The 24,323-nt window shown below is 63.2% G+C and carries 23 protein-coding genes and 3 pseudogenes; 13 read left to right on the top strand and 13 right to left on the bottom strand.

The window, feature by feature from the left end; all coding sequences use genetic code 11:
* Positions 1 to 27 precede the first annotated feature (27 nt).
* The 3 genes and pseudogenes from XalbCFBP2523_RS11085 to XalbCFBP2523_RS17170 form a co-directional block, all read right to left on the bottom strand.
* The gene (locus XalbCFBP2523_RS11085) at positions 28 to 900 is read right to left on the bottom strand and encodes an endonuclease/exonuclease/phosphatase family protein (RefSeq protein ID WP_045765543.1); all 873 of its coding nucleotides are present in this window, start codon (positions 898 to 900) and stop codon (positions 28 to 30) included.
* Positions 901 to 1,032: 132 nt separating this feature from the next.
* Positions 1,033 to 3,201 (bottom strand): beta-glucosidase family protein, encoded by a 2,169-nt coding sequence (locus tag XalbCFBP2523_RS11080; protein ID WP_045766678.1) that lies wholly within the window; start codon positions 3,199 to 3,201, stop codon positions 1,033 to 1,035.
* A 261-nt stretch (positions 3,202 to 3,462) separates the two neighbouring features.
* Positions 3,463 to 4,008: pseudogene (locus XalbCFBP2523_RS17170) on the bottom strand (endonuclease/exonuclease/phosphatase family protein); the annotation flags it as partial.
* 442 nt (positions 4,009 to 4,450) lie between these two features.
* Between XalbCFBP2523_RS17170 and XalbCFBP2523_RS11070 the strand changes: the two are divergent.
* Positions 4,451 to 4,645, top strand: a complete 195-nt coding sequence (locus XalbCFBP2523_RS11070) for a hypothetical protein (RefSeq protein WP_045765544.1) — start codon at positions 4,451 to 4,453, stop codon at positions 4,643 to 4,645.
* 8 nt (positions 4,646 to 4,653) lie between these two features.
* The gene (locus tag XalbCFBP2523_RS11065; protein WP_012915637.1) at positions 4,654 to 5,289 is read left to right on the top strand and encodes a rhomboid family intramembrane serine protease; all 636 of its coding nucleotides are present in this window, start codon (positions 4,654 to 4,656) and stop codon (positions 5,287 to 5,289) included.
* A 109-nt stretch (positions 5,290 to 5,398) separates the two neighbouring features.
* Here XalbCFBP2523_RS11065 and XalbCFBP2523_RS11060 read toward each other — a convergent pair whose 3' ends face one another.
* Entirely contained in the window at positions 5,399 to 5,599 is a 201-nt protein-coding gene (locus XalbCFBP2523_RS11060) for a hypothetical protein (protein ID WP_012915638.1), read from the bottom strand.
* Positions 5,600 to 5,791: 192 nt separating this feature from the next.
* Between XalbCFBP2523_RS11060 and XalbCFBP2523_RS11055 the strand changes: the two genes are divergently transcribed.
* The 5 genes from XalbCFBP2523_RS11055 (at position 5,792) to XalbCFBP2523_RS11030 (ending at position 9,451) form a co-directional block, all read left to right on the top strand.
* Entirely contained in the window at positions 5,792 to 6,067 is a 276-nt protein-coding gene (locus XalbCFBP2523_RS11055; RefSeq protein ID WP_104629956.1) for a GNAT family N-acetyltransferase, read from the top strand.
* Positions 6,068 to 6,149: 82 nt separating this feature from the next.
* A complete protein-coding gene (locus XalbCFBP2523_RS11050; RefSeq protein WP_045766679.1) occupies positions 6,150 to 6,992 on the top strand; it encodes a DUF3298 and DUF4163 domain-containing protein in 843 nt (280 codons plus the stop codon).
* A gap of 187 nt (positions 6,993 to 7,179) precedes the next feature.
* Positions 7,180 to 7,686, top strand: a complete 507-nt coding sequence (locus XalbCFBP2523_RS11045; RefSeq protein ID WP_045765545.1) for a MarR family winged helix-turn-helix transcriptional regulator — start codon at positions 7,180 to 7,182, stop codon at positions 7,684 to 7,686.
* A 453-nt stretch (positions 7,687 to 8,139) separates the two neighbouring features.
* Entirely contained in the window at positions 8,140 to 8,718 is a 579-nt protein-coding gene (locus tag XalbCFBP2523_RS11035) for a hypothetical protein (protein ID WP_052687924.1), read from the top strand.
* A gap of 241 nt (positions 8,719 to 8,959) precedes the next feature.
* Positions 8,960 to 9,451, top strand: coding sequence for a glutathione peroxidase (locus XalbCFBP2523_RS11030; protein ID WP_045765546.1), 492 nt, complete (start codon positions 8,960 to 8,962; stop codon positions 9,449 to 9,451).
* A 55-nt stretch (positions 9,452 to 9,506) separates the two neighbouring features.
* Here XalbCFBP2523_RS11030 and XalbCFBP2523_RS11025 read toward each other — a convergent pair whose 3' ends face one another.
* From XalbCFBP2523_RS11025 to XalbCFBP2523_RS11015, 3 genes are all read right to left on the bottom strand, one after another.
* A complete protein-coding gene (locus tag XalbCFBP2523_RS11025; RefSeq protein ID WP_045756782.1) occupies positions 9,507 to 10,286 on the bottom strand; it encodes a ferredoxin--NADP reductase in 780 nt (259 codons plus the stop codon).
* A gap of 112 nt (positions 10,287 to 10,398) precedes the next feature.
* Positions 10,399 to 10,797, bottom strand: a complete 399-nt coding sequence (locus XalbCFBP2523_RS16830) for a hypothetical protein (RefSeq protein WP_045765547.1) — start codon at positions 10,795 to 10,797, stop codon at positions 10,399 to 10,401.
* A 33-nt stretch (positions 10,798 to 10,830) separates the two neighbouring features.
* Entirely contained in the window at positions 10,831 to 12,714 is a 1,884-nt protein-coding gene (locus tag XalbCFBP2523_RS11015) for an ABC transporter ATP-binding protein (RefSeq protein WP_045765548.1), read from the bottom strand.
* Between the two features lie 154 nt (positions 12,715 to 12,868).
* On the opposite strand from XalbCFBP2523_RS11015, the gene XalbCFBP2523_RS11010 reads away from it, so the two are divergent.
* Positions 12,869 to 14,392, top strand: coding sequence for a fumarate hydratase (locus XalbCFBP2523_RS11010; RefSeq protein ID WP_045765549.1), 1,524 nt, complete (start codon positions 12,869 to 12,871; stop codon positions 14,390 to 14,392).
* A 40-nt stretch (positions 14,393 to 14,432) separates the two neighbouring features.
* Here the strand turns inward: XalbCFBP2523_RS11010 and XalbCFBP2523_RS11005 are convergent.
* The 3 genes and pseudogenes from XalbCFBP2523_RS11005 to XalbCFBP2523_RS11000 form a co-directional block, all read right to left on the bottom strand.
* Positions 14,433 to 15,263 (bottom strand): annotated as a pseudogene (locus tag XalbCFBP2523_RS11005) (phospholipase A); the annotation flags it as partial.
* Positions 15,264 to 15,427: 164 nt separating this feature from the next.
* Positions 15,428 to 15,584: pseudogene (locus XalbCFBP2523_RS17415) on the bottom strand (phospholipase A); the annotation flags it as partial.
* A gap of 117 nt (positions 15,585 to 15,701) precedes the next feature.
* Positions 15,702 to 16,187 (bottom strand): DUF456 domain-containing protein, encoded by a 486-nt coding sequence (locus tag XalbCFBP2523_RS11000; RefSeq protein WP_012915649.1) that lies wholly within the window; start codon positions 16,185 to 16,187, stop codon positions 15,702 to 15,704.
* A gap of 238 nt (positions 16,188 to 16,425) precedes the next feature.
* Here XalbCFBP2523_RS11000 and XalbCFBP2523_RS10995 point away from each other — a divergent pair, with 238 nt between their 5' ends.
* Complete coding sequence (locus XalbCFBP2523_RS10995) at positions 16,426 to 16,647, top strand: cold-shock protein (protein WP_012915650.1); 222 nt, start codon at positions 16,426 to 16,428, stop codon at positions 16,645 to 16,647.
* 81 nt (positions 16,648 to 16,728) lie between these two features.
* Here XalbCFBP2523_RS10995 and XalbCFBP2523_RS10990 read toward each other — a convergent pair whose 3' ends face one another.
* Both XalbCFBP2523_RS10990 and XalbCFBP2523_RS10985 read right to left on the bottom strand, forming a co-directional pair.
* Complete coding sequence (locus XalbCFBP2523_RS10990) at positions 16,729 to 17,208, bottom strand: glycine zipper 2TM domain-containing protein (RefSeq protein ID WP_045765551.1); 480 nt, start codon at positions 17,206 to 17,208, stop codon at positions 16,729 to 16,731.
* A 145-nt stretch (positions 17,209 to 17,353) separates the two neighbouring features.
* Positions 17,354 to 17,782, bottom strand: coding sequence for a cytochrome c (locus XalbCFBP2523_RS10985; protein ID WP_045765552.1), 429 nt, complete (start codon positions 17,780 to 17,782; stop codon positions 17,354 to 17,356).
* Between the two features lie 99 nt (positions 17,783 to 17,881).
* Between XalbCFBP2523_RS10985 and XalbCFBP2523_RS10980 the strand changes: the two genes are divergently transcribed.
* Positions 17,882 to 18,739, top strand: a complete 858-nt coding sequence (locus XalbCFBP2523_RS10980; protein WP_012915653.1) for a tRNA threonylcarbamoyladenosine dehydratase — start codon at positions 17,882 to 17,884, stop codon at positions 18,737 to 18,739.
* Between the two features lie 177 nt (positions 18,740 to 18,916).
* On the opposite strand, the gene XalbCFBP2523_RS10975 is transcribed toward XalbCFBP2523_RS10980, so the two are convergent.
* Positions 18,917 to 19,702: a TatD family hydrolase gene (locus XalbCFBP2523_RS10975; protein ID WP_045757912.1), complete on the bottom strand. Its 786-nt coding sequence runs from the start codon at positions 19,700 to 19,702 to the stop codon at positions 18,917 to 18,919.
* Positions 19,703 to 20,046: 344 nt separating this feature from the next.
* Between XalbCFBP2523_RS10975 and XalbCFBP2523_RS10970 the strand changes: the two genes are divergently transcribed.
* The 3 genes from XalbCFBP2523_RS10970 (at position 20,047) to XalbCFBP2523_RS10960 (ending at position 24,214) form a co-directional block, all read left to right on the top strand.
* Entirely contained in the window at positions 20,047 to 20,865 is an 819-nt protein-coding gene (locus tag XalbCFBP2523_RS10970; protein WP_045765553.1) for a glycine zipper 2TM domain-containing protein, read from the top strand.
* 349 nt (positions 20,866 to 21,214) lie between these two features.
* Entirely contained in the window at positions 21,215 to 22,633 is a 1,419-nt protein-coding gene (locus XalbCFBP2523_RS10965; RefSeq protein ID WP_012915657.1) for a replicative DNA helicase, read from the top strand.
* Positions 22,634 to 22,792: 159 nt separating this feature from the next.
* Positions 22,793 to 24,214: a cryptochrome/photolyase family protein gene (locus tag XalbCFBP2523_RS10960; protein WP_045765554.1), complete on the top strand. Its 1,422-nt coding sequence runs from the start codon at positions 22,793 to 22,795 to the stop codon at positions 24,212 to 24,214.
* The last annotated feature ends 109 nt before the right edge of the window (positions 24,215 to 24,323 follow it).

Here is a 24,323-nt window from a genome sequence, read left to right as displayed (position 1 = left end):
TGCGCTGGCACAAGCGCAGGCCTCGGCTTACGGCAGCGCCGATATCGGCTCTGGCGCCTGATCCAGCGGTTGCAGTGCCATCAGCAGGCCGTGTGCGGCGGTCACGTGCGCAGTGGCGGGTTGATCCTCAAATAGGCGTGCGCTACGCAATGGCCGGAAATGGCCGCGTTCGAAGAACACATTGTTGGTGGTTTGCGCGCTTTTGAGCAGGCGCAGGTCCAGGTTGTTGCGCGGGGTTTCGTTGCGCACGCGGATGGCGCCGTCGTCGAAATGCGTGGCCAATGGCGCCAATTCCGGTGCGCGTGCGGCGGCGAAGAACCCGCCGGCCAGTAGCGAGGGGACGCCCTCGGCGGTTGCGTGGATCCAGGTCATCAGGTCGTCGACCTGTTCGCGGCGGTTGGCGCTGCCGTCCCGCGCCGCATGCAAACGGGTGAAATACAGGTTCAGCGCTTGTCCGTGCAGTTCCACCCGTACCAGTCCGGCCACGCTGTAGTCCTCGGACGGATGCAGTAGGGTTTCGGCTTCTTCCAATACCGGCAGGTGGGTCAGTAGCGCATTGCCGCGGCGCTGTGGCCGGCTTGGCGGGTCGGGGCTGATGAAGTGGCAGTGGTAGCCGAGTCGCGCCGCCAGCCACTGCGCCTGATTTGGCATGTCGGGGGTTTGCAGCACTTCCTGTACGGCAATGGCATCGGGATGCAGACGTTGCAGCGCTTCGACGAGGCGTTCGCCGTGCGTAGGCCAAGCGTCGCGTTCCTGCGCAAGGTTGAGTGTGACAATCGTGAGCGCGGCCCCCGGTGCGCCATGCACTGGAGTCACTACGGATGGTAGCGCCTGCGCATGCACCGCCGCGGCCAGTAGCAACCAGCCGGTGCGATGCCATGGAGAAATGAGGGTGCTCATTGGCTCCATGCTAGGACGCCTGTCTTCAGCATTGCGTGTAGGGCGCGAGATGATGCCGCGCCTGGCGACGCGAGCCACAAGCCATCATCGCACCCGGGCCTGATGCATGCGCTGCCGGAGTTTCTGGATCTGTCAGGGGGCCAGCCCCCTTTCTTGCAACTGCAGTGGCGCGCTGGCTTCGGCCTGTGTCGCCGAACGTCCAAGCATGAATGCGTAAGTGCCGGCGGCGATGTGCCAGTGGCGTTGCGCCGGGTCGTAGTCGGCCAGGGTCTTGGGCTCGGCGACGATGTGGATGCGACGGCTTTCGCCGGGCTTGAGCATTACCTTTTTCCAGCCGACCAAGCGGATCGGCGTGGCGTGTCCTTGCGGCAGGCGTAGATACAGTTGGGCGACATCGGCGCCTTCGCGCGTGCCGGTATTGCGCACCTCGACGCTGGCGACGACATTGGCCCCGTCCATCCGCACGCTGAAGTTGGCGTAGGCGAACTGCGTGTAGGACAGACCATAGCCAAACGGATACAGTGGTTTCAGCCCGCGCGCGGCGAACCAGCGGTAGCCGACATTGGCCCCTTCGATGGTGTAATCGACGTTGCGGCCGGCCGGTTGTGCCGGGTTGGGGCCCAGTCCTGGAATCGAGGGACGCGGGAGTTGCGCCACGTCGCGCAGCCAGGTGACCGGCAGGCGTCCGGACGGATTGACGTCGCCCAGCAGCAGGCGCGCCAGCCCTTCGCCGCCGCGGATGCCGGGGTACCAGGCTTCCAGTACCGCCGGCACCTGTCGTAGCCACGGCATCGCCACCGGGCCATTGGTCTCCAGGACCACGACTGTGCGTGGATTGGCCTTGGCCATCGCGGCGATCAGCGCGTCCTGCTGGCCGGGCAGGCGGATGTCGGGCAGGTCCACCGATTCGGCCGCCCACTGCGTGGCGAATACGATCACCGCTTCGGCACTGCGCGCGAGCTTGGCCGCGGCGGCTAGATCATCGCCGCTGGCGTAGTCGATCTGCGCCTCTGGTAGTGCCTTGCGCAGCGCCTGCAGCGGCGAGGAGGGGTGGTACATCACCGGGCCGGGCCACGTGGTCGGGGCGATGTCCGGTACCGCATTGCCGCCGTTGGCGGTGAAGCCGACCATCGATGAACCGCCACCGCCGATTACGCCCTTGTCGGCATGTCCACCGATCACCGCGATGCGGTGCAGGTTGCGCGGTAGCGGCAGCGTCTGCTGCTCGTTGCGCAGTAGCACCGTGCCTTCCTCGACCAGACGTTGCGCGATCAGCCCGCCAGCGGCATCGTCGATCGGTTGGTGTTGCGGCGGGTGGTCGTAGCTGCCTGTGGCGATGAAGGCACGCAGGATCCGCCGGACCATGTCGTCCACGCGTGCCTGCGGCACGCTGCCGGCGGTTACGGCCATGCGCAGCGGCTGGTCGAAGTACACTTCTTTGTCGAACGCTTCGCCGGCCGACTCCTGATCCAGGCCGGCCATCGCCGCCTTGGCGCCGCTATGCACAGCGCCCCAGTCTGACATCACGTAGCCGGGGAACTTCCATTCTTGTTTCAGTACTTTGTTGAGCAAATAGTCGTGCTCGCAGGCGTACACGCCATTGATGCGGTTGTATGCGCACATCACCGCCTGCGGCGCGCCGATCTTCAGCGCCAGTTCGAAGGCCAATAGGTCCGATTCGTGCATGGCCTGTGCGCCGATGTCGGCGCTGTGGCTGTCGCGCCCGGTTTCCAGGTCGTTGAGCGCGAAATGCTTCATGGTCGAGACCACATGCTGGCTTTGCACCCCGCGGATCAATTCGCCGACCATGGCGCCGGCCAACACCGGGTCTTCGCCGGCATACTCGAAGTTGCGACCGTTGCGTGGATCGCGCTGTAGGTTGACGCTGCCGGCCAGCAGCACGTTGAAGCCTTGCTGCCACGCTTCGCGTCCCATGGTGACGCCGCCGGTGTAGGCCAGTTCGCGGTTCCATGTGGAGGTGGTGGCGAGCGTGGACGGCAATGCTGTGGCATGGTCGCCGGGGCGGATGTTGCCTGGATTGGTCACGCCGACCCCGGCATCGGCCAGTTGCTGCGCATGGATGCCCAGGCGCTCAATCGCCGGTACGTAGCCTGCCGAGCCGATCGCGCCGGGCGGACGCGGATTGCCGTTCTTGCTAAGCCCGAAGTAGCTGCGCAGCATCTGGAATTTTTCGTCCTCGGTCATAGCCTGCACCAGCAGCGCGGCGCGACGGTCTGGTGCCAGGCTACGGTCGGCCCACGGATGCTGTGCATCGACGTTGGTGTTAGGGAGCAGACGCAATGTGTTGAGCCAAGCGAAGTCGTCCGGAGCCGAGGCGCCGTGGCGATTGGTTGTCTGCAACAAGCTGCGGCTGGCGACCGGGACAAAGCGCTCGCGCTGGAAGAATAGCATGGAGACGGGCTCGGGCCTTGAACGTTTTGAATTCAGCGCGTTGCCGGGACGGCGATTGCCGTGCCCGTCCAGGCTGGCGTCGTTGTCGTCGAAATCGCGGCGGAGCGCAGCTAGTCCCGCTGTGTCGGTGCCGACTTTGAAATCGCCCGCCAGCAGCGACGGTGCGCCGTCGGCGCTGTGCGCGATCCACGCAAGCAAATCCTGTAACTCGTGTTGGGTACGGGTGCCGTCGGCGCGATTCAAGTGCAGTGGAGCGGTGTAGAGATTCACTACGCGAGCGCTCACTTCCAGGCGCAGGCGCGTGGCATTGCTGTCGTTGTCGCGTGGGTTCAGGCGAATCTGTTCGCGCGACAGGACCGGGTGTCGGGTCAGTAGCGCATTATCGTGGCGCCGGTTTGCACTGGGCGAATCGATGCTGGCGACGTCCCACGGCTCGCCGAGCTGCGCGGCCAGCCACTGTGCTTGATCGGGCAGGGCGTCGTCCTGCGGCATGTCTTCCAGGACGATGGCGTCCGGTCGTAGCGCGCGCAGCGTATCGGCGATTTGGTCGCGGCGCTGCGGCCAGTCCTGTCGATGCTGAGACAGGTTCAGAGTGACTACGCTTAGAGTCGGGGTGTCCGTGGCTGTGGCTGGCACTGGCGTGGCGAGGACCGGCCAGGCGATTGCGAGGCAACGCAATACTATGGATGCTTTCATAGCGGGTCTGTGGCCTTTCTCTGGTAGCTGAAGGAATGTCGCATCAGTCTCATCTCACGGTTGTGGGATTAGCGTTGGTGGTATGAGGACGGTGCTTCGTCGTTAATCATGATCGGATACAAAAGGAGTCAGGCGCATGCAGTTCCAGCAGAGCCATCAGGAGCCGTGCCTTGGGCTGGGCGATTGGCAGGAACAGCGCGTCGGCGCCGACGGTGCGCGTTTGAATGCGTGGCGAAGCTGGCGTCGTCGGTGCGGAAGGTCTCTATTGGCAATGTCGCCCACTGCGGGTAGGGGATGGAAGCTTATGCCATGTTGGTGCAGATCGGTGCCGAGCAGAGCGGCTTGCGATCTCGCCGGCTTGGTTGTGCTGCATGGCAGCATCGATGGTAGGTGGCGGTTAGCCAAGGGCGGATCATCTTGGCACCTTGCCGAAATTGGCCCCATGATGGGCGTCTTGAACCCTGGAGAGGTGGTGCTGATGATGCTGTTCACTGCGTGGGTCGTTGCGCATATCGGCCGCTGCGGGCTTAGCGAGACCACCTTCCTGATGTTCTTCTTCGCCGCGTTCGCTGCTTCGGGCCTGTTCGGGCTATCCGCGTACCACGGGCGCATGGTTGACCATTACCTTTCCATCTGAGACCTCGCATGCCCTCCATCCCCCCCATCAATCTGATTCTCATCGTCCTCACCGTGCTGGTGTCATGGGGGGCGTTCAACAATCGCAGGCTGCTCGACCGGCTGATTCTGTGGCCGCCGGCGATTGATCGTCACAAGCAGTACGACCGATTGGTGACCTATGGTTTCATCCACGCCGATTTCCCGCACTTGCTGTTCAATATGGTCACGCTGTACTTCTTCGGCGGCCCGATCGAAGTGCTGATGGAGCGTCTGACCGGCAGCACGTTGGTGTATCCGCTGTTTTACCTTGGAGCGCTGCTGGTCTCGATTCTGCCGAGTTACCTGAAGAACCGGAAAAATCCCAATTTCATGAGTCTGGGTGCCTCCGGTGCGGTGTCGGCAGTGCTGTTCGCCTTCATCCTCATAGCGCCTTGGACCGGGATTTTCTTTTTTTTCATCCCGATCCCGATCCCAGCGATCATCTACGCGGTGTTCTACGTCGCTTACAGCATCTGGATGGATCGCCGCGGCGGCGATAATGTCAATCACAGCGCGCATCTGGCCGGTGCGGGGTTCGGGGTGATGTTTGTGCTGATCATGCAGCCAGCGGTGCTGCAGCATTTTCTAAGCGAGTTGGCAAACCCGCGCTTTGGCCCCGGCTGAATTGCACCAGCCGCAGCGCGCGTTGCGGCTGCTCAGGGTGCAGTGGCGTTGTCTCTTCTGCACGGGACGAGGCAAGCTTGGGTGAGCACGTGCGGTGGTCGTGCCGGCGTCAACCGATTTGTTGGCCGCGTAACTGCGCCTTGGCGCTGCCGATGGCAGAATTTTCGTAGGTGCACCGCAGGCGCTCGTAGATCTCGTCGTTGAGTTGCTTGAATCTTCCGTCGTTGAGTTCGCCGTTGAGTGCGAGTTGGAACATCTCTTCTAGCATGGCGGCATCTGGGTCGCCCTGCTGATATCTGTTCTCGCTCATTACGCCTTGCCCCTGTTCGATCGTGTTGTGATGGGATAAGCAACTCCCATGCCAAGGCATTGCCCTGTCATGAGGGTAGCGGCTGCCGATGGCGCGACTTGAGTGTGCTTTAGCGAACGATTTGCTTCACATCACGGTGGCGAGCGGATGTGGACACTGTGCTACCGCAGACACTTCCTTCCTCAGATCCTCATGGCTGCTTCCATCGCGCACGAGCCGCAAGAGCGTCGCTTCACCCTGCACCTTGACGGTCACAGGGCCGAACTCGACTACGTGCTGGAGCGCGAGCGCATGGTGATCGTCCACACCGGCGTGCCGACCGCGATCGGTGGCCGTGGCCTAGCCGCAATGTTGGTGGCGGCAGCGTTGGAATATGCACAGTCGCAAGGAATGAAGGTCGTACCGTCCTGTTCGTATGCCGCGGTCTTCATTCAACGCCACCCACAATACGCGGTGTTGCTCGGTTGAGCGCGCAGGGCAACTCAACCGCACGATGTGCGTCATTCACGTACACACAGCAGAACACGGGAAAGTCGACGTGAGACAGCGCATGCAAATCAGATGTAACCGGCAAGTGGCATGGGTTGTGCTTGCACTGGCAGTGACATTGTCAGTGCTCGGGTGTAAGCGCGAGCAGACGACCGTCTTGGCGCCAACGCTGTCAGCGAGCCAGGCCGATGTGTCTGTTGCACCAACCGGTGCCGCAGCGTTGGAGTTGAAGGACATCGTCGAGCACAACCCAAACTATGTGATTGGGATGACTTTTCCTGCGGCCATCAACCACTATCCGGGTCTGGCCGAGGCGGCTAATCGTTATGCGCAGCGTGCGCGCGGCGAGTTGATGCAGGCGGTCGAAGGCATCGGTAACGACCGTTCGCGTGCACCTTACGAATTGTCCCTGCAGTTCGATCTGTTGCTGGAACAGCCGGATCTGGTCGCGTTGGCGGCCGATGGCAGTCGCTATACCGGTGGCGCTCATGGCGAGCCACTGCTTGTGCGTTTTGTGTGGTTACCGCAGCAGCAACGTATGCTGACCGCCGAGGAATTGATCCCCGATGCCGGTCATTGGAAGAGTGTGGCTACTTACGCTGCCGCGCAACTTCACCATGCGCTGCGAGCACGGGTTCATGCCGCGCAGCTGCGGCGAGACGATCAGGATCAGCTGATACTCAATGTCGACAAGCTGATCGCCGAGGGCACCACGCCGCAGGCCCGCAACTTCAGTCAGTTCCAGCCGCTGGTCGATGCGAGCGGCAAAATCACCGCTGTGCGCTTTGTGTTTCCGCCGTACCAGGTGGGGGCGTATTCCGATGGCACGCAAATAGTCGACGTGCCGGCCAGTGTATTGCGTGCTCTGGTTGCACCCGAATATGCGAGGTTGTTCGTCGCCTAGCTACTGCTGCAAGGCGAAGCGACTACCTGTGGCGGGTTCCTGTTCGCGCCGTCGCCGCGCCTTGTATCGGGAGTGTGCAATGTTGAACCGAGCATGCCGACGTTTCCACTTTCCTCGGCATCAGTCACACTGAGCAGCATTGTTGTCTTCGCCTCCACTCTCCACCTGCGATTACCCCCAAACCCCTATGAGCAGTTTCGATCAGACCGAGCGACGTGTGGTCTACACATGCGAGCGCTACCATGCATTTCCACGTTCTCCGGCCGTGTTGATGCGGTTGGTCAAGCATCTTTACAAGCGCGTCCACGCCAACGCATGCGTGGCGCTTAAGGATTACGGCATCAGCCCGCCGGAATACGATATCCTGATGATGCTGTACGGCACACCCGGCAACTGCATGACTCCCACCGAAGTGGCCGAGGCTGCCAGTGAGAAACCGGCCAACATCACCCGCCTTACCGATAGCCTCTGCAGCAAGGGTTTGCTGTTGCGCATGGCCAGTCATGAAGACCGCCGCAAGGTTGCAATGACCCTGCAACCAGCCGGTATCGCCTTGATCGAAAGGCTGTTGCCAGATGTGTGCGCGTTTCTATACGCCGAAACCAAAGGCCTGAATGTCGACGAACAGCAGCAATTGGAGCGTTTGCTGAAAAAGATGTTGAGTGGCGTCGACTCTCACGCTCAGGTTGGCTAGCGCCAGCCGCGCGTGCCGTTCGCCGTTACAGATCTTGGCCTGTAACTCACTTGTAACTCACCGTGAGCTATAGCTCCAGTGTTTGTACCAGAGCTCCCGGCGCTGTCGTCAAACGTTGGTATCGCCCAGTGCCGCCGTTGCCGTGCTGCGTCGCGGTGCCGCTGCGCTTGACATAGGCATGCATGCCGGTGGTTGGCTGATCGGCCTCAGGTACTGATGCTGTTTGGTGTGCGTTTTCATTCGTCAAGATGCGTGCCGGAATACGTGCATCGAGCATTGCGGCGAAGTCTGCGCGTAGTTGCAAGCTTGGGCGTGCGGTGAGGGGGCATCGCGCATGCCCAGCCGGTGAATGCGGCCTGTCTGCATCTATGTTCCTGTTGAAGTGGCGTTGCTTTTGACTCGTATATAAGGGACCAAGCCACTGATTCCCGGTGGCGGAATGAGGAGAACGCAATGAACAGCAAGACCAAGACTCTGATGGCGAGCGCGGTGCTGGTGGCGATGGTGGCGATGGCGCCGTGTGCTGGTGCGCAGGCACTGGGTGGCGCGGGCGGCCTGGGCGGTGCGGTGAACGGCACCCTGGGCGGGCAGGCGGCGGGGAATTTGGGCGCTACCGCTGCGGGCGCGGGCCGAGTGGATGCGGGCGCTCCGCTGGAGCATGCCCGCGACGGCATCGAACAAACCTCGCAGCACGTACGGGCGGGCGCAGCGCGCGGTGCGGCGGCGGCACGCAAGACGGCGAGCGGGGCGATGACCGAGGCCGATGGCGCGCTGGGTACTGCTGCCAGCGCAGCCAAGTCCGGTACGGCGCTGTCTGCCGCAGGCGACGCGGCCGGCAGTATGGATGGCGTGGCGGGCGCGAGCGGTAAAGCACACAGTCACGCCAAGGGCAGCGCGTCGCATCGCGCGACCAAGGGCGGTGCGGCCGGTGGTGCCGTGTCGGCTTCGGGTCAGGCGGGCGCGGAAGGGAAGCAGGCGAGTGGCTCTGCCTCACTTGGCGCGGATGCCGGTGTCTCGGCCGATGGCAAGTAAGCCCATCGGTGCGCATTGGTATCGCCCTTTGCGGCGTGCCTAATGTCGATCGGTTTGTCACGACGCCCGGCTAGTCCGGGCGTCGTGCTGTCCATGCGAGCGTTTTGTTCGTCCCGATCCTGTTGCCGTGGAATTTGCCCCGTGGAAGTGAAGATGTCGCTCGCTGTCTGCGAGTGGCCGAGCGCGGCGGCGGCAGCGATGTGCAGGCTCGGTCTAGTACCATTCCCGAGAAGCGAGACTCATGGAGATGCAGACCACTGCTTATACCTTCACTGCGACGACCCTGGATGGCCATGTTCAGCCGCTGGTCGATTACGCCGGCAATGTGCTGCTGATCGTCAATGTTGCATCCAAATGCGGCTTCACTCCGCAATATGCAGGTCTGCAGGCGCTGTGGGAGCGGTACCGCGATCGTGGCCTGGTGGTACTCGGTTTCCCGTGCGATCAGTTCGGTCATCAGGAACCGGGCAATGCCGATGAGATCCGCCAGTTCTGTTCGTTGAGCTACGGTGTCGATTTCCCGATGTTCGCCAAGGTGCAGGTCAATGGCGAGAAAGCGCATCCGTTGTGGCGCTGGCTCAAGCAGCAACAGCCGGGTGCATTCAGGATTGCGGCGATCAAATGGAATTTCAGTAAGTTTCTGCTTGATCGCAAGGGGCAGGTGCTGGCGCGTTATGCGCCCACCACCAAGCCGGAAGCGCTGGCCGTACAGATCGAGCGCGCGTTGGGCTGAGCGCGGCGATGCCTGCTGTCGTCGAGTCCTGACGACGGATCGAGCTTCTGCCGCACTATTTTTCGACGAAAGCGCGCTCGAACACGTAGTGGCCCAGGGCGCCGATGCGCGGCGAAGCGACGAAGCCGCGCGCGTCCAGGCTCTGGCGCAGATCGGCCAGCATCTGTGGGCTGCCGCAGATCATCGCGCGGTCGTGCTCCGGATCCAGCGGCGGCAGGCCCAGCGTGCGCTGCATCGCGCCGCTGACGATCAACTCGGTGAGGCGGCCATGGTTGCGGAATGTCTGGCGGGTCACCGCCGGGTAGTACAGCAGTTTCTCGCGGATGGTTTCGCCGAGGAATTCGTGCTGCGGCAGTTCCTTCTCGACATAGTCGCGATAAGCCAGATCCTTCTCGAAGCGCACGCCGTGGGTGAGGATCACTTTGTCGAAGCGTTCGTAGGTTTCCGGATCCTTGATTACCGACAGCCACGGCGCCAGACCGGTGCCGGTGCCCAGTAGATACAGATGCCGGCCTGGATGCAGGTCGCTGATCAGGAGCGTGCCGGTGGGTTTCTTACCGACCAGCACCGAATCGCCTGGCTTGATGTGCTGCAGGCGTGAAGTCAGTGGGCCGTTCGGCACCTTGATGCTGAAGAACTCCAGCTGCTCCTCCCAGTTGGCGCTGGCGATGGAGTAGGCGCGTAGCAGCGGCCGGCTCTCCGTCTCCAGGCCGATCATCACGAACTGGCCGTTTTCGAAACGAAAGCCATCGTTGCGGGTGGTGGTGAAGCTGAAGTAGTCGTCGGTCCAGTGACGGACATCGAGCACCGTTTCGGGGCCAAAAGCGGAGGACATGCCGTTGATCGTGATGGGGAAGGAGCGGAAATCATTCTATCCCATGGTTGTTCAGGCGATATCAGATCTTATTTGTGTCCGTCCCGACGTCGGATCTGCGCGCCAGCTCGTTTCACTTCTCGAACGAGACTTCATACGACAGGTACAGTGGTGCCTGCGGCGGCGCCAGCAGCGGGCGTTGACGCAGAAAGCGTTCCAGACACAGCGCCATCGGTGTGGTGCCATTGCGCCAGCTTGCGCCGACACTGCCGTCGGCCTGCAACTGGACCACGATGACGAACGCGGAGGTATCCGGACGCGGCGTGGCGCAATTGGCCACACCCTCGTCCAGTGCGGCGCGTTGCAGCGTGTGCAAATGCTCGCTTAGTGGCGTCGGCAGCATGGCCTCGTCGTGGTCGGCGAGGGCCTTGGCCGCGCTGTAGTCCACTGGCATCGACGGGGCGGCGAGGGGAGCGGCGGACGCGGGCGCGGCAAGCAGGGCGGCAAGTAGGCAGGGCAGAAAGCGATGCATCGTGGCGGGTGTCGGATTGGGGGGGGATCGGACTCAACGATACCCAGCGGCCTGTAGTTCGAACAGTTCCGCGTAGCGTCCGCCTTGTGCCATCAGCTCGTCATGAGTGCCATTGGCTTCGATGCGGCCATCGGCCAGTACCAAGATGCGGTCGGCCATGCGCACGCTGGAAAAGCGGTGCGAGATCAGCACGGCGGTGCGCTCTGCGGACAGTTCCTTGAAGCGCTGGAACACCTCGAACTCGCTGCGCGCGTCCAGCGCCGCGGTCGGTTCGTCGAGGATCATGACCTGCGCCTCGCGCATGTAGGCGCGGGCGATGGCGATCTTCTGCCACTGCCCGCCGGACAGGTCCACGCCAGTTTTGAAGCGGCGTCCGATCACCTGCGCGTAGCCCTGTGGCAGGCCCTCGATCAACTCGGCGGCCATCGCGCGCTGCGCGGCCCTGCGGATGCGTGCATGGTCGTGCAGCGCTGCGATCTGGCCGACGCCGATGTTCTCGCCAGCGCTGAAGTGGTAGCGCACGAAGTCCTGGAAGATCACCCCGAGGTTGCTGCGCAGGTCGTCCAGATCGTAATCGCGCAGGTCGCGGCCATCGAGCAGGATGCGGCCTTCGTCGGGGTCGTACAGCCGCGCCAGCAGTTTGACCAGGGTGGTTTTGCCGGTGCCGTTCTCGCCCACCAGCGCCAACACTTCGCCGGTGCGCAGTTCGAAGTTCAGGTCGCGCACTGCCCATCGTTGGGCATCGGGATAGCGGAAGCCGACATTCTCGAACACGATGCCGTGCGCGATCGGACGCGGCACCGGCAAGGCGTCGGGCCGCGAGCGGATCTCCGGCACGATGCGGAAGAACGCGTACAGGTCGTCCAGATACAGCGCTTGCCCGGCCACCTGCGAGAAACCGATCAGCAGCCCTTCGAACAATTGGCGCAGGCGCAGGAAGCTGCCGGCCAGGAAGGTCAGGTCGCCGATGCTGAAATCCCCGCGCACGGTACGCCAGGCGATATAGCCGTAGGCGGCGTAGTAACCCAGCGTGCCCAGCGCGGCCAGCAGCGTGCCCCACAGCATGCGCTTGCGCGCCAGCGTGCGGTTGGCTTGGAAGAAGCGCTCGGCCAACGCGCGGTAGCGCGCGATCAGAAACCTGTGCAAGTTGAAGATTTTCACTTCCTTGGCGGTCTCGACGCTGGCGCCGAGTTGGCGCAGGTAGTCGAGTTGGCGGCGCTCGGCGGTCCATTGGAAGTTGAGCGCATAGCCCAGTGCATTGAAATGCGCTTCGCCAATGAATGCCGGTAGCAAGGCCAGCGCAAGCAATGCGATCAGCCACGGTGCGTAAACCAGCAGACCGATCGCGAAACTGATGACGGTGATCGCATCCTGCACCTGGCCGAACAATTGGCTCATCAGGTTCATCCGGCCCATGGTCTGGCGTCGCGCGCGGTCGAGCCGATCCTGCTGCTCTGGGTTCTCGAAATCCTCAAGGTCCAACTGTGCGGCATGCTCCATCAATTGCACACTGGAGCTGTTGTTGAACAGTTCCGACAGCAGCGTGTCGGCATAGCTGATCAGTCGCCCGAGCAGGTCCGACCCGATCGCCAACGTCAGTTCCAGCGCCAGCAGTTCCAGTAGCCGGTTCAGCCGGCCACTGCTCAGCGCTTGGCCGAAGGCGACGATGTGCTGGGATTGCCCGACCAGGTGGATGGTCTCATCGATCAGCAATTTGCCGACGTACAGCGCAGCCACAGGCAGCAGTGCGCGGACGATGCGCAGGCCGATGCTGCTGAGGGTCAGCCAGTGGCTGCTCTGCCAGATCTGGCGTAGGAACGGCGGCAGGTTGCGCATTGCCGCGAAGCGTTCGCGCAGGCTTGGGCCGGTGCGCGAGGCGGGGCGGGGGGCGCCGTGAGACGGAGAGGCGGATGTCATCGGCATAGTGTGCCGACGCCGGTGTGGGCGGGGAGTGTGGGGTGTCCACAACCGTGGGCAAGAACGCAACAGGGCGTCCCGGCGTGACCGCGCGGCGGAGCGGACACTTTGCCCTAAAATAGTCTGGTTTCCCCAGCCAGCCGCAGAGCCCGCCGTGACCTCGATCAAGCAGGAAGACCTCATCCAGTCCGTCGCCGACGCGCTGCAATACATCAGCTACTACCACCCGGTCGATTACATCAAGAGCCTGTCGGCGGCTTACGCGCGCGAGCAGTCGCCTGCGGCCAAGGACGCGATTGCGCAGATCCTGATCAACTCGCGCCTGTGCGCCGAGGGCCACCGGCCGATCTGTCAGGACACCGGCATCGTGACCGTGTTCCTCCAGATCGGCATGCAGGTGCGCTGGGACGACGCCACGATGGGCGTGGAGGACATGGTCAACGAAGGCGTGCGGCGGGCCTACAACCATCCGGATAATAAACTGCGCGCCTCGGTGTTGGCCGACCCGGCTGGCAAGCGCCAGAACACCAAGGACAACACGCCGGCGGTGGTCAACGTCAAGGTCGTTCCGGGCGATCGGGTGGATGTGATCGTCGCCGCCAAGGGCGGCGGCTCGGAGGCAAAGAGTAAATTCGCCATGCTCAATCCTTCCGATTCCATTGTCGATTGGGTGCTCAAGACCGTGCCGACCATGGGCGCTGGCTGGTGTCCGCCGGGCATGCTCGGTATCGGCATCGGCGGTACCGCCGAGAAGGCCATGCTGCTGGCCAAAGAGGCGCTGATGGAGCCGATCGATATCGTCGACTTGCAGGCGCGCGGTGCCTCCAACCGTGCCGAGGAGTTGCGCTTGGAGCTGTACGAAAAGGTCAACGCCTTGGGCATCGGCGCGCAGGGTCTGGGCGGTTTGACCACCGTGTTGGATATCAAGGTCAAGGACTACCCGACCCACGCCGCCAACCTGCCGGTGGCGATGATCCCCAACTGCGCGGCGACCCGGCATGCGCACTTCACCCTGGATGGCAGTGGTCCGGTGATGTTGGATCCGCCGTCGTTGGAAGACTGGCCCACGCTGACCTACAACCCGAGCAACGCGCGTCGGGTCGATCTGGACACCATCACCCGCGAGGATGTGGCCAGCTTCAAGCCTGGCGAGGTGATTCTGCTCAATGGAAAGCTGCTCACCGGTCGCGACGCCGCGCACAAGCGCATGATCGACATGCTCAACCGTGGCGAAACCCTGCCGGTGGATTTCACCAATCGCTTTATCTACTACGTTGGCCCGGTCGATCCGGTGCGCGACGAGGTCGTGGGGCCGGCCGGCCCGACCACCGCCACGCGCATGGATAAATTCACCCGTCAGATGCTGGAGCAGACCGGCTTGCTGGGCATGGTCGGCAAGTCCGAGCGCGGCGATGCGGCGATTGCCGCGATCCGCGACAACAAGGCGGTGTACCTGATGGCGGTGGGCGGCGCGGCCTACCTGGTGTCCAAGGCGATCAAGGCTAGCAAGGTGCTGGCGTTCGAGGACCTGGGCATGGAGGCGATCTACGAGTTCGAGGTCAAGGACATGCCGGTGACCGTGGCAGTCGATGCCAGTGGCGAGTCGGTGCACAAGACCGGCCCGCGCGAGTGGCAGGCGCGCATCGGTAAGATCCCGGTCGTGGTCGAACCTGCTTGAAGCCTGCGCTGATCGGCGGCGTTGGCCATGCGGTGGCGCTCTAGAACCATTCCAGCAGCGAAATCCCCAGGCCAAGGTAAGTCGCGCGATGGTTGTAGTCGATCATGCTTTCGCCATAGCCGTCGAACACCTGCACATGACCGCGTAACAGGTGGCTGATCGGGAAGCCCCAGTCCAGTTGCACCGCGCCGTGAGCGCGGTCGCCGCCACGCAGCGAATGCCGCGCCATCAGCGCTAACTCCTGGCCGCCATGGTTGTAGATCAAGGTCGCGTCGCCGCGGCCCATGTAATCTTCGATGTCCGGGTTGTTGTCCTGCTTGCGGGTTTCCGGGAGCCGGTACCACGGGCGCAGGATCAGCGCCCAGTTGTCGCGATCCAGGCCGATGTTGAGGATCGCTCGGTTCCAGCTGCGCGACAGCGGATCGCTCTGACCGTTGGACTGATGGGTCAACTGGATCGCACTCATCCGGCCCTTCCAGCCGAACAGGCTGTAGTCGTTGCGGAACGCCAGGATCAGTTCCGGCTCGTAGTCGGTTTCGCGGAACGGCCGCGACTGTCGGGCGTTGTAGAGCTGCCAGCGCGAACTCTGGGTGTAAGTCGCCCACAGGTCGCCGTTGTCGCCGAAGATGTTCTGCGCGATCTTGGTTTTCATGCTGAGCTGGAATTTCACTTCCATGCTGTCCAGCTGTTCCGCGCGGGTCACCGTGTTGACCGGGTTCGGCGAGGTGGGCAGCGTGTTTTTCCTGCTGGTCCAGAACGCTGGTAGCAGATACATCGGCTTGTAGCCGCGTAGCTGGAAGGTGCCTAGCTTGGAGTCTTGCGCCAGCTCCCAGCGGCTGTCCAGCATCGAGCCATTGCCGGCGTTGGCGGTGGTGCTGTCGTAACGATCCTGCTGGAACGGTGGGTTGGCGTGTGGGCGTGTACGTTTGGCGACTCCAGTGTCCTTTGGCAATGTGGTGTCCAGTGGCTGTTTCTGGCGTTTGCCTGGGGGCTGGGGGGGCGAGTCGGGTGCTGGCTGGCTGGCGACCCGGCGCGACAAGGCTTGGTCGTAACACGACAGGCGTGCGGCATCGTTGGAAATGGCGACGCAGGCTTCCGGTGAGGCGGGGGTGGGCATGAATTCTTGTGCGTGCGCCAGCTGCACGGTTGCGATCGACAGTAACAGCAGGTGGGGAGCCTTGCGGTGAGGCATCTTTTTTCGTTCTCGTTGCTGGTGTTGGCGCGGGTGTGTGGTTGCTGCGGGAGGGGGGGCGAGGAAAATACAGGGGTCTTATTCTCACGCACGCATCAGGTGGCGTCGACAGCGCCTTCAGAACAGCCACGCTGCGGCGAACAGACCGATCATGCTCAGTGCCAGGGCGAGTTTGGCCGCCATGCCGAGGACGATGCCCATCCACGTCCCCATCCCCACCTTTGCGGCTTGTCGCAACTGGCGGCTGTGCCAGTATTCGCCGGCCAACGCGCCGACGAAGGGGCCGACGAACAGACCGATTGGCATGTAGGGCAGGCCAGCGATGCTCCCCAGAATTGCGCCCCACACGGCTTTGCGGCTGGCGCCGACGCGACTGGCGCCTAACGCGGTGGCTAGCAGGTCCACCAGAAGCGAGGCTGCGGTAAACACAGCCAGCACGGTCAGCGTGGTCCAGCCAACGTGCTCGAAGTCATCGGCCCAGGCCGCCAGAAGCATGCCGGCGAACATCAGCGGCGTGCCGGGCAGGGCGGGTAGCACGACCCCGGCCAGTCCGATCACGACAAGCAGGCTGGCACAGAAGTAGTAGATGAACCCAGGACTCACGTGGCTTGTTACGCTGGTCGTTTTAGGGTTGACAGTGGCGTGTATTTGTTGATTGCATTTTCATTTTGGCCGGGGTAAGTTGCAGCCGCTGTGCTTGCAAAGGTCACCCTGAATCGTGGCCTGATGCGGTAGATCCACCGATCCGCTACATCGTTATACCTCGCTTCCTCCTTGCAACCAGCCGCCGCAACCCACGGCGTACCCACCCCTGAGACATGTTCCAAGGAGAAAGTCCATCATGAGCGACGAAAATCACACTCGCGAGGTAGGTTTAGTGAAATGGTTTAATGATGCCAAAGGTTTTGGGTTCATTAGCCGCACGAACGGCGAGGATGTGTTCGTACACTTCCGCGCTATTCAGACCCAGGGCTTCAAAAGCCTCAAGGAAGGCCAGAAGGTGAGTTTCATCGTGGTCCAAGGCCAGAAGGGCCTGCAGGCCGACGCGGTGCAGCCGGTCTGAATCCCCATTGCGGACGGCTTGGTCCGCACGCAAAATGGCCCGCGCTGCGGGCCTTTTTGCGTTGGAGAGACCTGGGGGCGATCAGCGTGGCACGACGCGGCCGTTCACCACACGGACGTAGGTGTTCTCGCCAATGCCGGCCAAGTCGCGCTGGTTGACGACGAGTATGCGGCCGTCGTCCATCTGCACGCGGATATCGTAGGTGTCGCTGGTGACGTTTTTCTGGATCTGGTTGCCGGCCAGAGCGCCAGCGGCCGCACCAGCCACTGCGGACACGTTCTGGTTGCCCTTGCTGCCCCCTGTGTGATCGGAAATTTCATGGCCGGCGATCGCGCCGACGATGCCGCCGAGGATCGCACCGGTGGCCGACGGCGCGGTGCGCCCAGACGTTACCGTATCGATGCGGGTCACAATGCCGCAGTCGACGCAACGCGTTTCGGCGTAGCCGCGCGATGGCTGGCGGTAGTCGCCGCTATAGCCGCCGCCGTAGCCGGGTGATGTTGCACAGCCTGCCAGCGCTAGGGTGGCCACTGCGCCGGTGACAAGTAAATGGATCTTCATGTGTGCTCTCCTCGACAGGCGGTGATGGGGCGCGGCATGCCGCGCTCAAGGGAATGCTCAAGGGAATCGTGTCGGCCATAGCGTGAATACAACGCCAACCCTCGTGCTGATGTTCAGCCTGGGCGGCTGGGGCGTCAGCCGTAATTCAGCGGAAATCGCGATGGCAGGCGTCGCACTGCTCGTCGATTGCCTGGCGCGCTTGCGCGAGCGCGGTGCAGTCGGCCGGCGGTGTTGCCAGCGCCATATCCACTTGCGCGCGCAATGCATCGGCGTGTTCACGGAAACGGCTGTCGTCGTTTAGCTCGGGGAAGGCCGTGTCCAGCTCGCCGCCGAGAAGGCGCAGCGTGCGCAGCGGCACCTGTGTATCTGGAGCGTTGCAGTGATGCAGGGCACGCGCACGTTCGAGCAGCGCCAATTGTCTGCCCATGACCTGCATCAGGCTGCGTGGAAATAGATCTTGTCGCGCCTGCATCACGCGCAAGCCCATGACCGTGACGGCCAGACCGATCAGGATGCCGGCGCTCAATACAAAGAGATAACGCGAAGCGGCAGTGTGCGGGGACGTCGTCGTCATGGGTGCAGCATGTGGGTGGCGGACATAGAGGGTAAGACTTATGCGCGCAGCGTAGAGGAAGATGCCGTGTAAGTAGCATCGATAGCATAAAATGCCTGCATGAACGAACAATTGCACGAGCGCTTTGCCGGCATCGACCGACTATACGGGCGTGGCAGCATCGAACGGCTGGCGTGCTGCCGGGTGGCGGTGGTGGGCATGGGCGGGGTCGGTTCGTGGGTGGTGGAGGCGCTGGCGCGTTCGGCGCTCGGGCATCTGACCCTGATCGATGCCGACGACATTTGCGTCTCCAACACCAACCGGCAATTGCCGGCGCTGGCCGGGCAGTACGGACGCAACAAAGCAGTGGCGATGCGCGAACGTTGCGTGGCGATCAATCCGATGATCGAGGCGGTTGCGGTCGAGGCGTTTCTGGCCCCGTCCAACATCGCCGAGTTGCTTGGCGACGGTTTCGATCTGGTGATCGATGCGTGTGACAGTTTCCGGGTCAAGGTCGAGAGCATCGCCTGGTGTCGGCGTCGCAAACTGCCGCTGCTGACCGTGGGCTCGGCTGGTGGGCGCACCGATCCGACCCTGGTGCGTGTGCGCGATGTCTCGCGCACCGAACACGACGCCATGCTGGCGCTGATCCGCAAGAAGCTGCGCAGCGAGTTCCATTTTCCGAAGAATCCGCAGCGTTACTTCGGCGTACCGGCGGTGTATTCGCTGGAGAACGTGCGCTATCCGCAGGCCGATGGCAGCGTCTGCGGCTTGCGGCCTGCATTGGGCGCGGATGCGGCCTTGAACCTGGATTGCGGCGCGGGTCTGGGGGCGGCGACGCACATCACGGGTGCCTTTGCGTTTGCCGCCGTCGGCAAGGCCCTTGAGTTGCTGCTGAAGCGTCCTGCCGATCGCGCAGATGGCGGACATCCGGCGCGCGTCCCTAGTACGACTGTTACGTATTCGCTTGCGCAGTGACCAACTGTTCCAGATCGTGTGGCGATTGTGGCCGCCCGAACAGGAATTCTGGGAGCCGTCGACAGCCCATCGCCGAGAGCATATCGCACTGCGCGGTGTCTTCGATCGATGACGTGCCAACGTGCAGATCGCGCTGCCCATTTCACAGTTTCGTTCGAAATACCTGCAAATGCGCTGTCAGCACGGTTCTGTGGAGGTTGTTTGCAGTCCGAACAACTGCTGTGCATTGCGTGTTGTCTGTGCGGCGATGACGGCCGCTGGCTCGCGACGCAGCGTGGCAATGGTGTCCAGCACAGTGCGCAACCGTGCCGGTTCGTTACGTTGACCACGGATCGATGCGTCGGGTTGGTCGGGTGCATCTGTTTCCAGCAGTAACTGCTGCAGTGGCAGTTCTGTGGCCAGTCGTCGTAGCCGTTGCGCACGCGGGTAGGTGATCGGACCACCGAGGCCGATCAGAAAATCCAGGTCGCGCAATTGCCGGGCTTGCTCGGCGCTGCCAGCGAAACTGTGCACGACGCCACGCAGGCGTCCGACTTTGCGGATCGCCAGGATCACCGCGTCCACCGAGCGCCGCGCATGCACGATCACGGGCAGGTCGAACGTGCGTGCCAAGTGCAGTTGCGCGGCGAAGTAGCGTTGCTGCTCGGTGGGATCAAGTCCAGCGACGAAGAAGTCCAGGCCGCATTCGCCGATTGCGCAGGGGCGTTCGCGGGCGACCCAGTCGGCGAGTGCTTCCAAGTGTGTGGACCGATGTTGTGCCAGGAACAGCGGATGCAACCCATAGGCAGAATGCAGATCTGGCGCCGTCGCGCACACCGCGCGCAGTGTGGGCCAGGAGGCCGCCGTCACCGCGGGCACGATCTGTGCGACGACGCCGGCGTTCTGCGCGCGGGCGATGACCGCAGCGCGGTCGTGGTCGAAGGCGTCCGCGTCCAAATGACAGTGGCTGTCGATCAATTCCATCGGTGCTCAGTGGTGCAGATGAGGCGTGCTGGAGATCGGCGGCCCAGGCTGTTGCATGCCCGACACGAATCGGTCGGTGACCATCCGCAAACGCCTCGGGTCGCGCAATTTCCGGCTCATTGCGGCAGCGCCAGCATGATCGAGTAAGGCATGGAGGGTTCTCCGACCAGTGGATGGAAACGCTAACACGCCCGTCATGCTGGCGTTTTTATCGTGGTCGCCGATGACGTTGGAGTAGATTGCTGAATATGGCTGAATAGGTAGCGGATTTGTTCAGCTTCGGCGTGATAATCACAGCACCGTAGACAACGCGGCCAGCCCGCAGGACAGACAGGAGAGAGACGATGAAGACCACGACGACAACCATTCTGGTCGCGGCTGGCGCATTGCTGGTCGGCGGTGCCGCGACGGCGGCGTTCATGAACAACCACAACAGGTCCGACGATTACTCCGGCAGCGCCGATGTACGTCCGGCGTTGGACAGTAGCCGCGGCGACAGTCCGCTCGGCAACGGTGTCGGCGGCAGGCTGGAGTACGCCGATGTCGTACGGGTGGATCCGATCACCCAGCAGCAGCCGCACTATGCCGATGTGATCGGCGTCCAGCCGTTGCGCGAGATCGCCACCACCGACATGCCGCGGCATGTGTGTCACGACGTGGTGGTGCAGGAGCGCCTGCCGCGGCGCGACGTCAACAACATCGGCGGTACCGTGATCGGTGCCTTGGTCGGTGGCTTGGCCGGTAACCAGGTCGGTCATGGCGGTGGTCGCAGTGTCGCGACCGCGGCCGGTGCGGTCGCCGGCGGCTTCATCGGCAATCGCATCGAGCAGAATTACGTCGGTGGCCGGGTGGTGGATCGTGACGTGCGCCGTTGCCACACCGAGGATGGCGTCGCCGAGTCCTCCCGTATCACCGGCTACGACGTGACCTATCGCAACGACGATGGCACCACCGGTACGATGCGTATGGACACCCGGCCGGGGAGCCGCATCGAGTTGGGCAGCCAGGACGTGGTCAAGGGCTACGACGTGACTTACCGCTACGACGGCCAGGAAAAGACCGTGCGCATGGACCAAAAGCCCAATAGCGATCGCCTGCCGGTGCTCGATGGGCGGTTGGTGACGCAGACGGCCTCGGCCGTCGATACCATCAGCCAACGCTGATTCGGCGGCGAAGGTTCCCGACGAAGGCCGGCGCATGCGCCGGCCTTCGCATGTGCGCATTTGCATGGTGGACGTTCGCATCGACTGCATGGGTTTCGTGGACATGTGCCGACGCATTGCGCCCGTGAGCGTTGTCGAGACCGCACATTAGAGCGGCGAGGTAACTCATCGGGTTGGCCTGGGCCGGTGGAATGGGGAAACCGGCGCCACGCAACGGTTCTGGCAGGTTCTCAACGGGTTGTCCACAGATTTGTCCCTGGCTGGTTTCCACACCGTCGATTAGCATCTGCGGTCGGGCTGCGGTGAAGCCGCGCCCGCCGACTGCGCCTCCAGAGAGAAACCCCTGCCCATGTCAGCACGTCCCGGCTACCGCGGCGATCGCAAAAGCGAGCGTGGCGAACGCAGCGAGCCGCGTCTGGATCAATTGCGCGTGCCACCGCACTCGATCGAAGCGGAACAGGCCGTGCTTGGCGGCCTGATGCTGGCACCGGACGCCTACGACCGGATCAACGACCAGCTCACCGACAAGGATTTCTACCGGCGCGACCACCAGTTGATCTACCGCGCGATCCGCGAACTCGCCGAAAAGGACCGTCCGTTCGACGCGGTGACCCTGGGCGAGTGGTTCGAGTCGCAGGGCAAGCTGGAGATGGTCGGCGATGGCGCTTATCTGATCGAGTTGGCTAGCACCACGCCTTCGGCTGCCAACATCGGCGCCTACGCCGAAATCGTGCGCGACAAAGCGGTGCTGCGGCAATTGATCGAGGTCGGTACGGCGATCGTCAACGACGGTTTTCAGCCGGAGGGCCGCGAGAGCGCGGAGCTGCTGGCCTCGGCGGAGAAGGCGGTGTTCCAGATCGCCGAGGCCGGCGCACGCGGGCGCCGCGATTTCGTCGCCATGCCCGGCGCATTGAAGGACGCGTTCGAGGAACTGCGCAGCCGCTTCGAGAGCGGCGGCAACATCACCGGCCTGCCGACCGGCTATAGCGATTTCGATGCGATGACTGCCGGCCTGCAGCCGACCGACCTGATCATCCTCGCCGCGCGTCCGGCGATGGGCAAGACCACCTTGGCGCTGAACATCGCCGAGTACGCGGCGATCAAGTCGAAGAAAGCAGTGGCGGTGTTCTCGATGGAAATGTCCGCCTCGCAGCTGGCGATGCGCCTAATTTCCTCCAATGGCCGCATCAATGCTCAGCGCCTGCGCACCGGCCAGCTCGAAGATGAGGACTGGGCACGGGTCACCGGCGCGATCAAGATGCTCAAGGAAACCAAGATCTTCATCGACGATACCCCGGGCGTGTCGCCGGAGGTGTTGCGCTCCAAGGCGCGCCGGCTCAAGCGCGAGCACGATCTGGGCCTGATCGTGATCGACTATCTGCAACTGATGTCGGTTCCTGGCAACAGCGAGAACCGCGCCACCGAGATTTCGGAAATCTCGCGTTCGCTCAAGGGCCTGGCCAAGGAATTGGGCGTGCCGGTGATCGCGTTGTCCCAGCTCAATCGCTCGTTGGAGACGCGCACGGACAAGCGCCCGGTGATGGCGGACCTGCGCGAATCCGGCGCCATCGAGCAGGACGCGGACATGATCGTGTTCATCTACCGCGACGACTACTACAACAAGGAAAATTCGCCGGACAAAGGGCTGGCCGAGATCATCATCGGCAAGCACCGCGGTGGTCCGACCGGGTCGTGCAAGCTCAAGTTCTTCGGCGAATACACCCGCTTCGACAATCTCGCCCACGATTCGATCGGCGCTTTCGAGTAGTTGCGCGCCGCGCTTTGCCGCATCTGCGGCATTGTCGATGCGGCGGGCGTTGCCGCGCTACGGGCTAATGCGGGAGGTCGACGTGGTTCTGGTGGTACTCACCTTGTCGATGCGATCGATCCGTATCATGGCGCATCTCTCGCTGCTCCTCGCGTGCGTATGAGCTACGCCATCGTCTGGTTTCGACGCGATCTACGCCTGCACGATCAGCCCGCCTTGCAGGCCGCCCTCGTGGCGGGACATACCCCGATACCGGTCTACCTGCACAGTCCCGAGGACGAAGGCGACTGGGCGGCCGGTGCCGCGTCGTGCGCTTGGCTACAACGCTCGCTGGCCGCGTTGGACGCGCAATTGCGCGCCTGCGGTTCGCGCTTGATCCTGCGGCAGGGGCCGGCCGAGCACGCGCTGCGCCAGCTGATCGCCGAATGCGGGGCGGTCGCGGTGTACTGGAATCGCCGTTACGAACCGGCCACGCAGCCGCGCGATGCCCGGCTCAAGCGCGACCTGCGCGCGCTCGGATTGGAGGTGCATAGCCACAATGGCGCGTTGTTGTTCGAGCCTTGGCAATTGGCGACCCAGCAAGGTGGCCCGTACAAGGTGTTCACCCCGTTCTGGCGCAGTGCGCTGAGTCGCTGGCAGGTGCCTGCGCCGATGCCCGCGCCGGTCACGTTACCGCCGCCGCCGCAGGCACTGCACAGCCTGGCGCTGGACGCGCTCGGGTTGATGTCGGCGCACGATTGGGACCGCGGCTTCTGGGAGTTCTGGCAGCCGGGCGAAGAGGGGGCGCACGAGGCCCTGGACGTATTCGTCGATGGCGCACTACGCGACTATGTTGCCGGTCGCGATCGGCCCGATCAGGTCGGCACGTCGCGTTTGTCGCCACACCTGCATTTCGGTGAAATTGCCCCATGGCGGATTGTCGCCGCTGTGCAACAGCAACGTCGCGCCGCCACCGCTACGGCGATCGATGGTTATATCCGTCAACTTGGCTGGCGCGATTTCGCTTATCACTTGCTGCACCATTTTCCGCATACGCCTGAGCGTAACCTCAATCCGCGCTTCGAGCGTTTCCGCTGGGCGACCCCGGATCCTGTGCAGTTGCAGGCATGGCAACGTGGACGTAGCGGCGTGCCGATCGTCGATGCCGGTCTGCGCGAGTTGTGGCGCACCGGCTGGATGCACAATCGCGTGCGCATGATCGTCGCCAGCTATCTGTGCAAGCATCTGCGCGTGCATTGGTCCGAGGGGGCGCGCTGGTTCTGGGACACGCTGGTTGATGCCGATCTCGCCAACAACACGCTGGGTTGGCAATGGGTGGCTGGTACAGGTGCCGATGCCGCACCGTATTTTCGCGTGTTCAATCCGGTCACGCAGGCGCAGAAGTTCGATCCGCAGGGCGCGTACATCGCGCGCTGGGTGCCGGAGCTGGCGGCGCTGCCGGTCCCCGATCGTTTCGCGCCGTGGTTGGCGCCGCAGCGTTTGGCGCGTGTCGCGCCGCACTATCCGCGTCAGCCGATCGTCGATCTGGCCGCTGGCCGCGATGCCGCGCTGGCCGCGTACCGTGAAACCGTCGCTGGCTGAGTAGTCGCGCTGCGCGAGAACAGCGCGGACACGATTGACGCCCTTCGCCGGGCCATGATTCACTCCGGATCCGCACAGGAGCCCGCATGGCCGCCAGCAGATCAGCTCG

The sequence above is a fragment of the Xanthomonas albilineans genome (genome assembly GCF_002939705.1).
GTDB classification, from domain to species: domain Bacteria; phylum Pseudomonadota; class Gammaproteobacteria; order Xanthomonadales; family Xanthomonadaceae; genus Xanthomonas_A; species Xanthomonas_A albilineans.
Note: the sequence above shows the minus strand (reverse complement) of the source record. Positions and strands in the feature narration are given on the sequence as shown.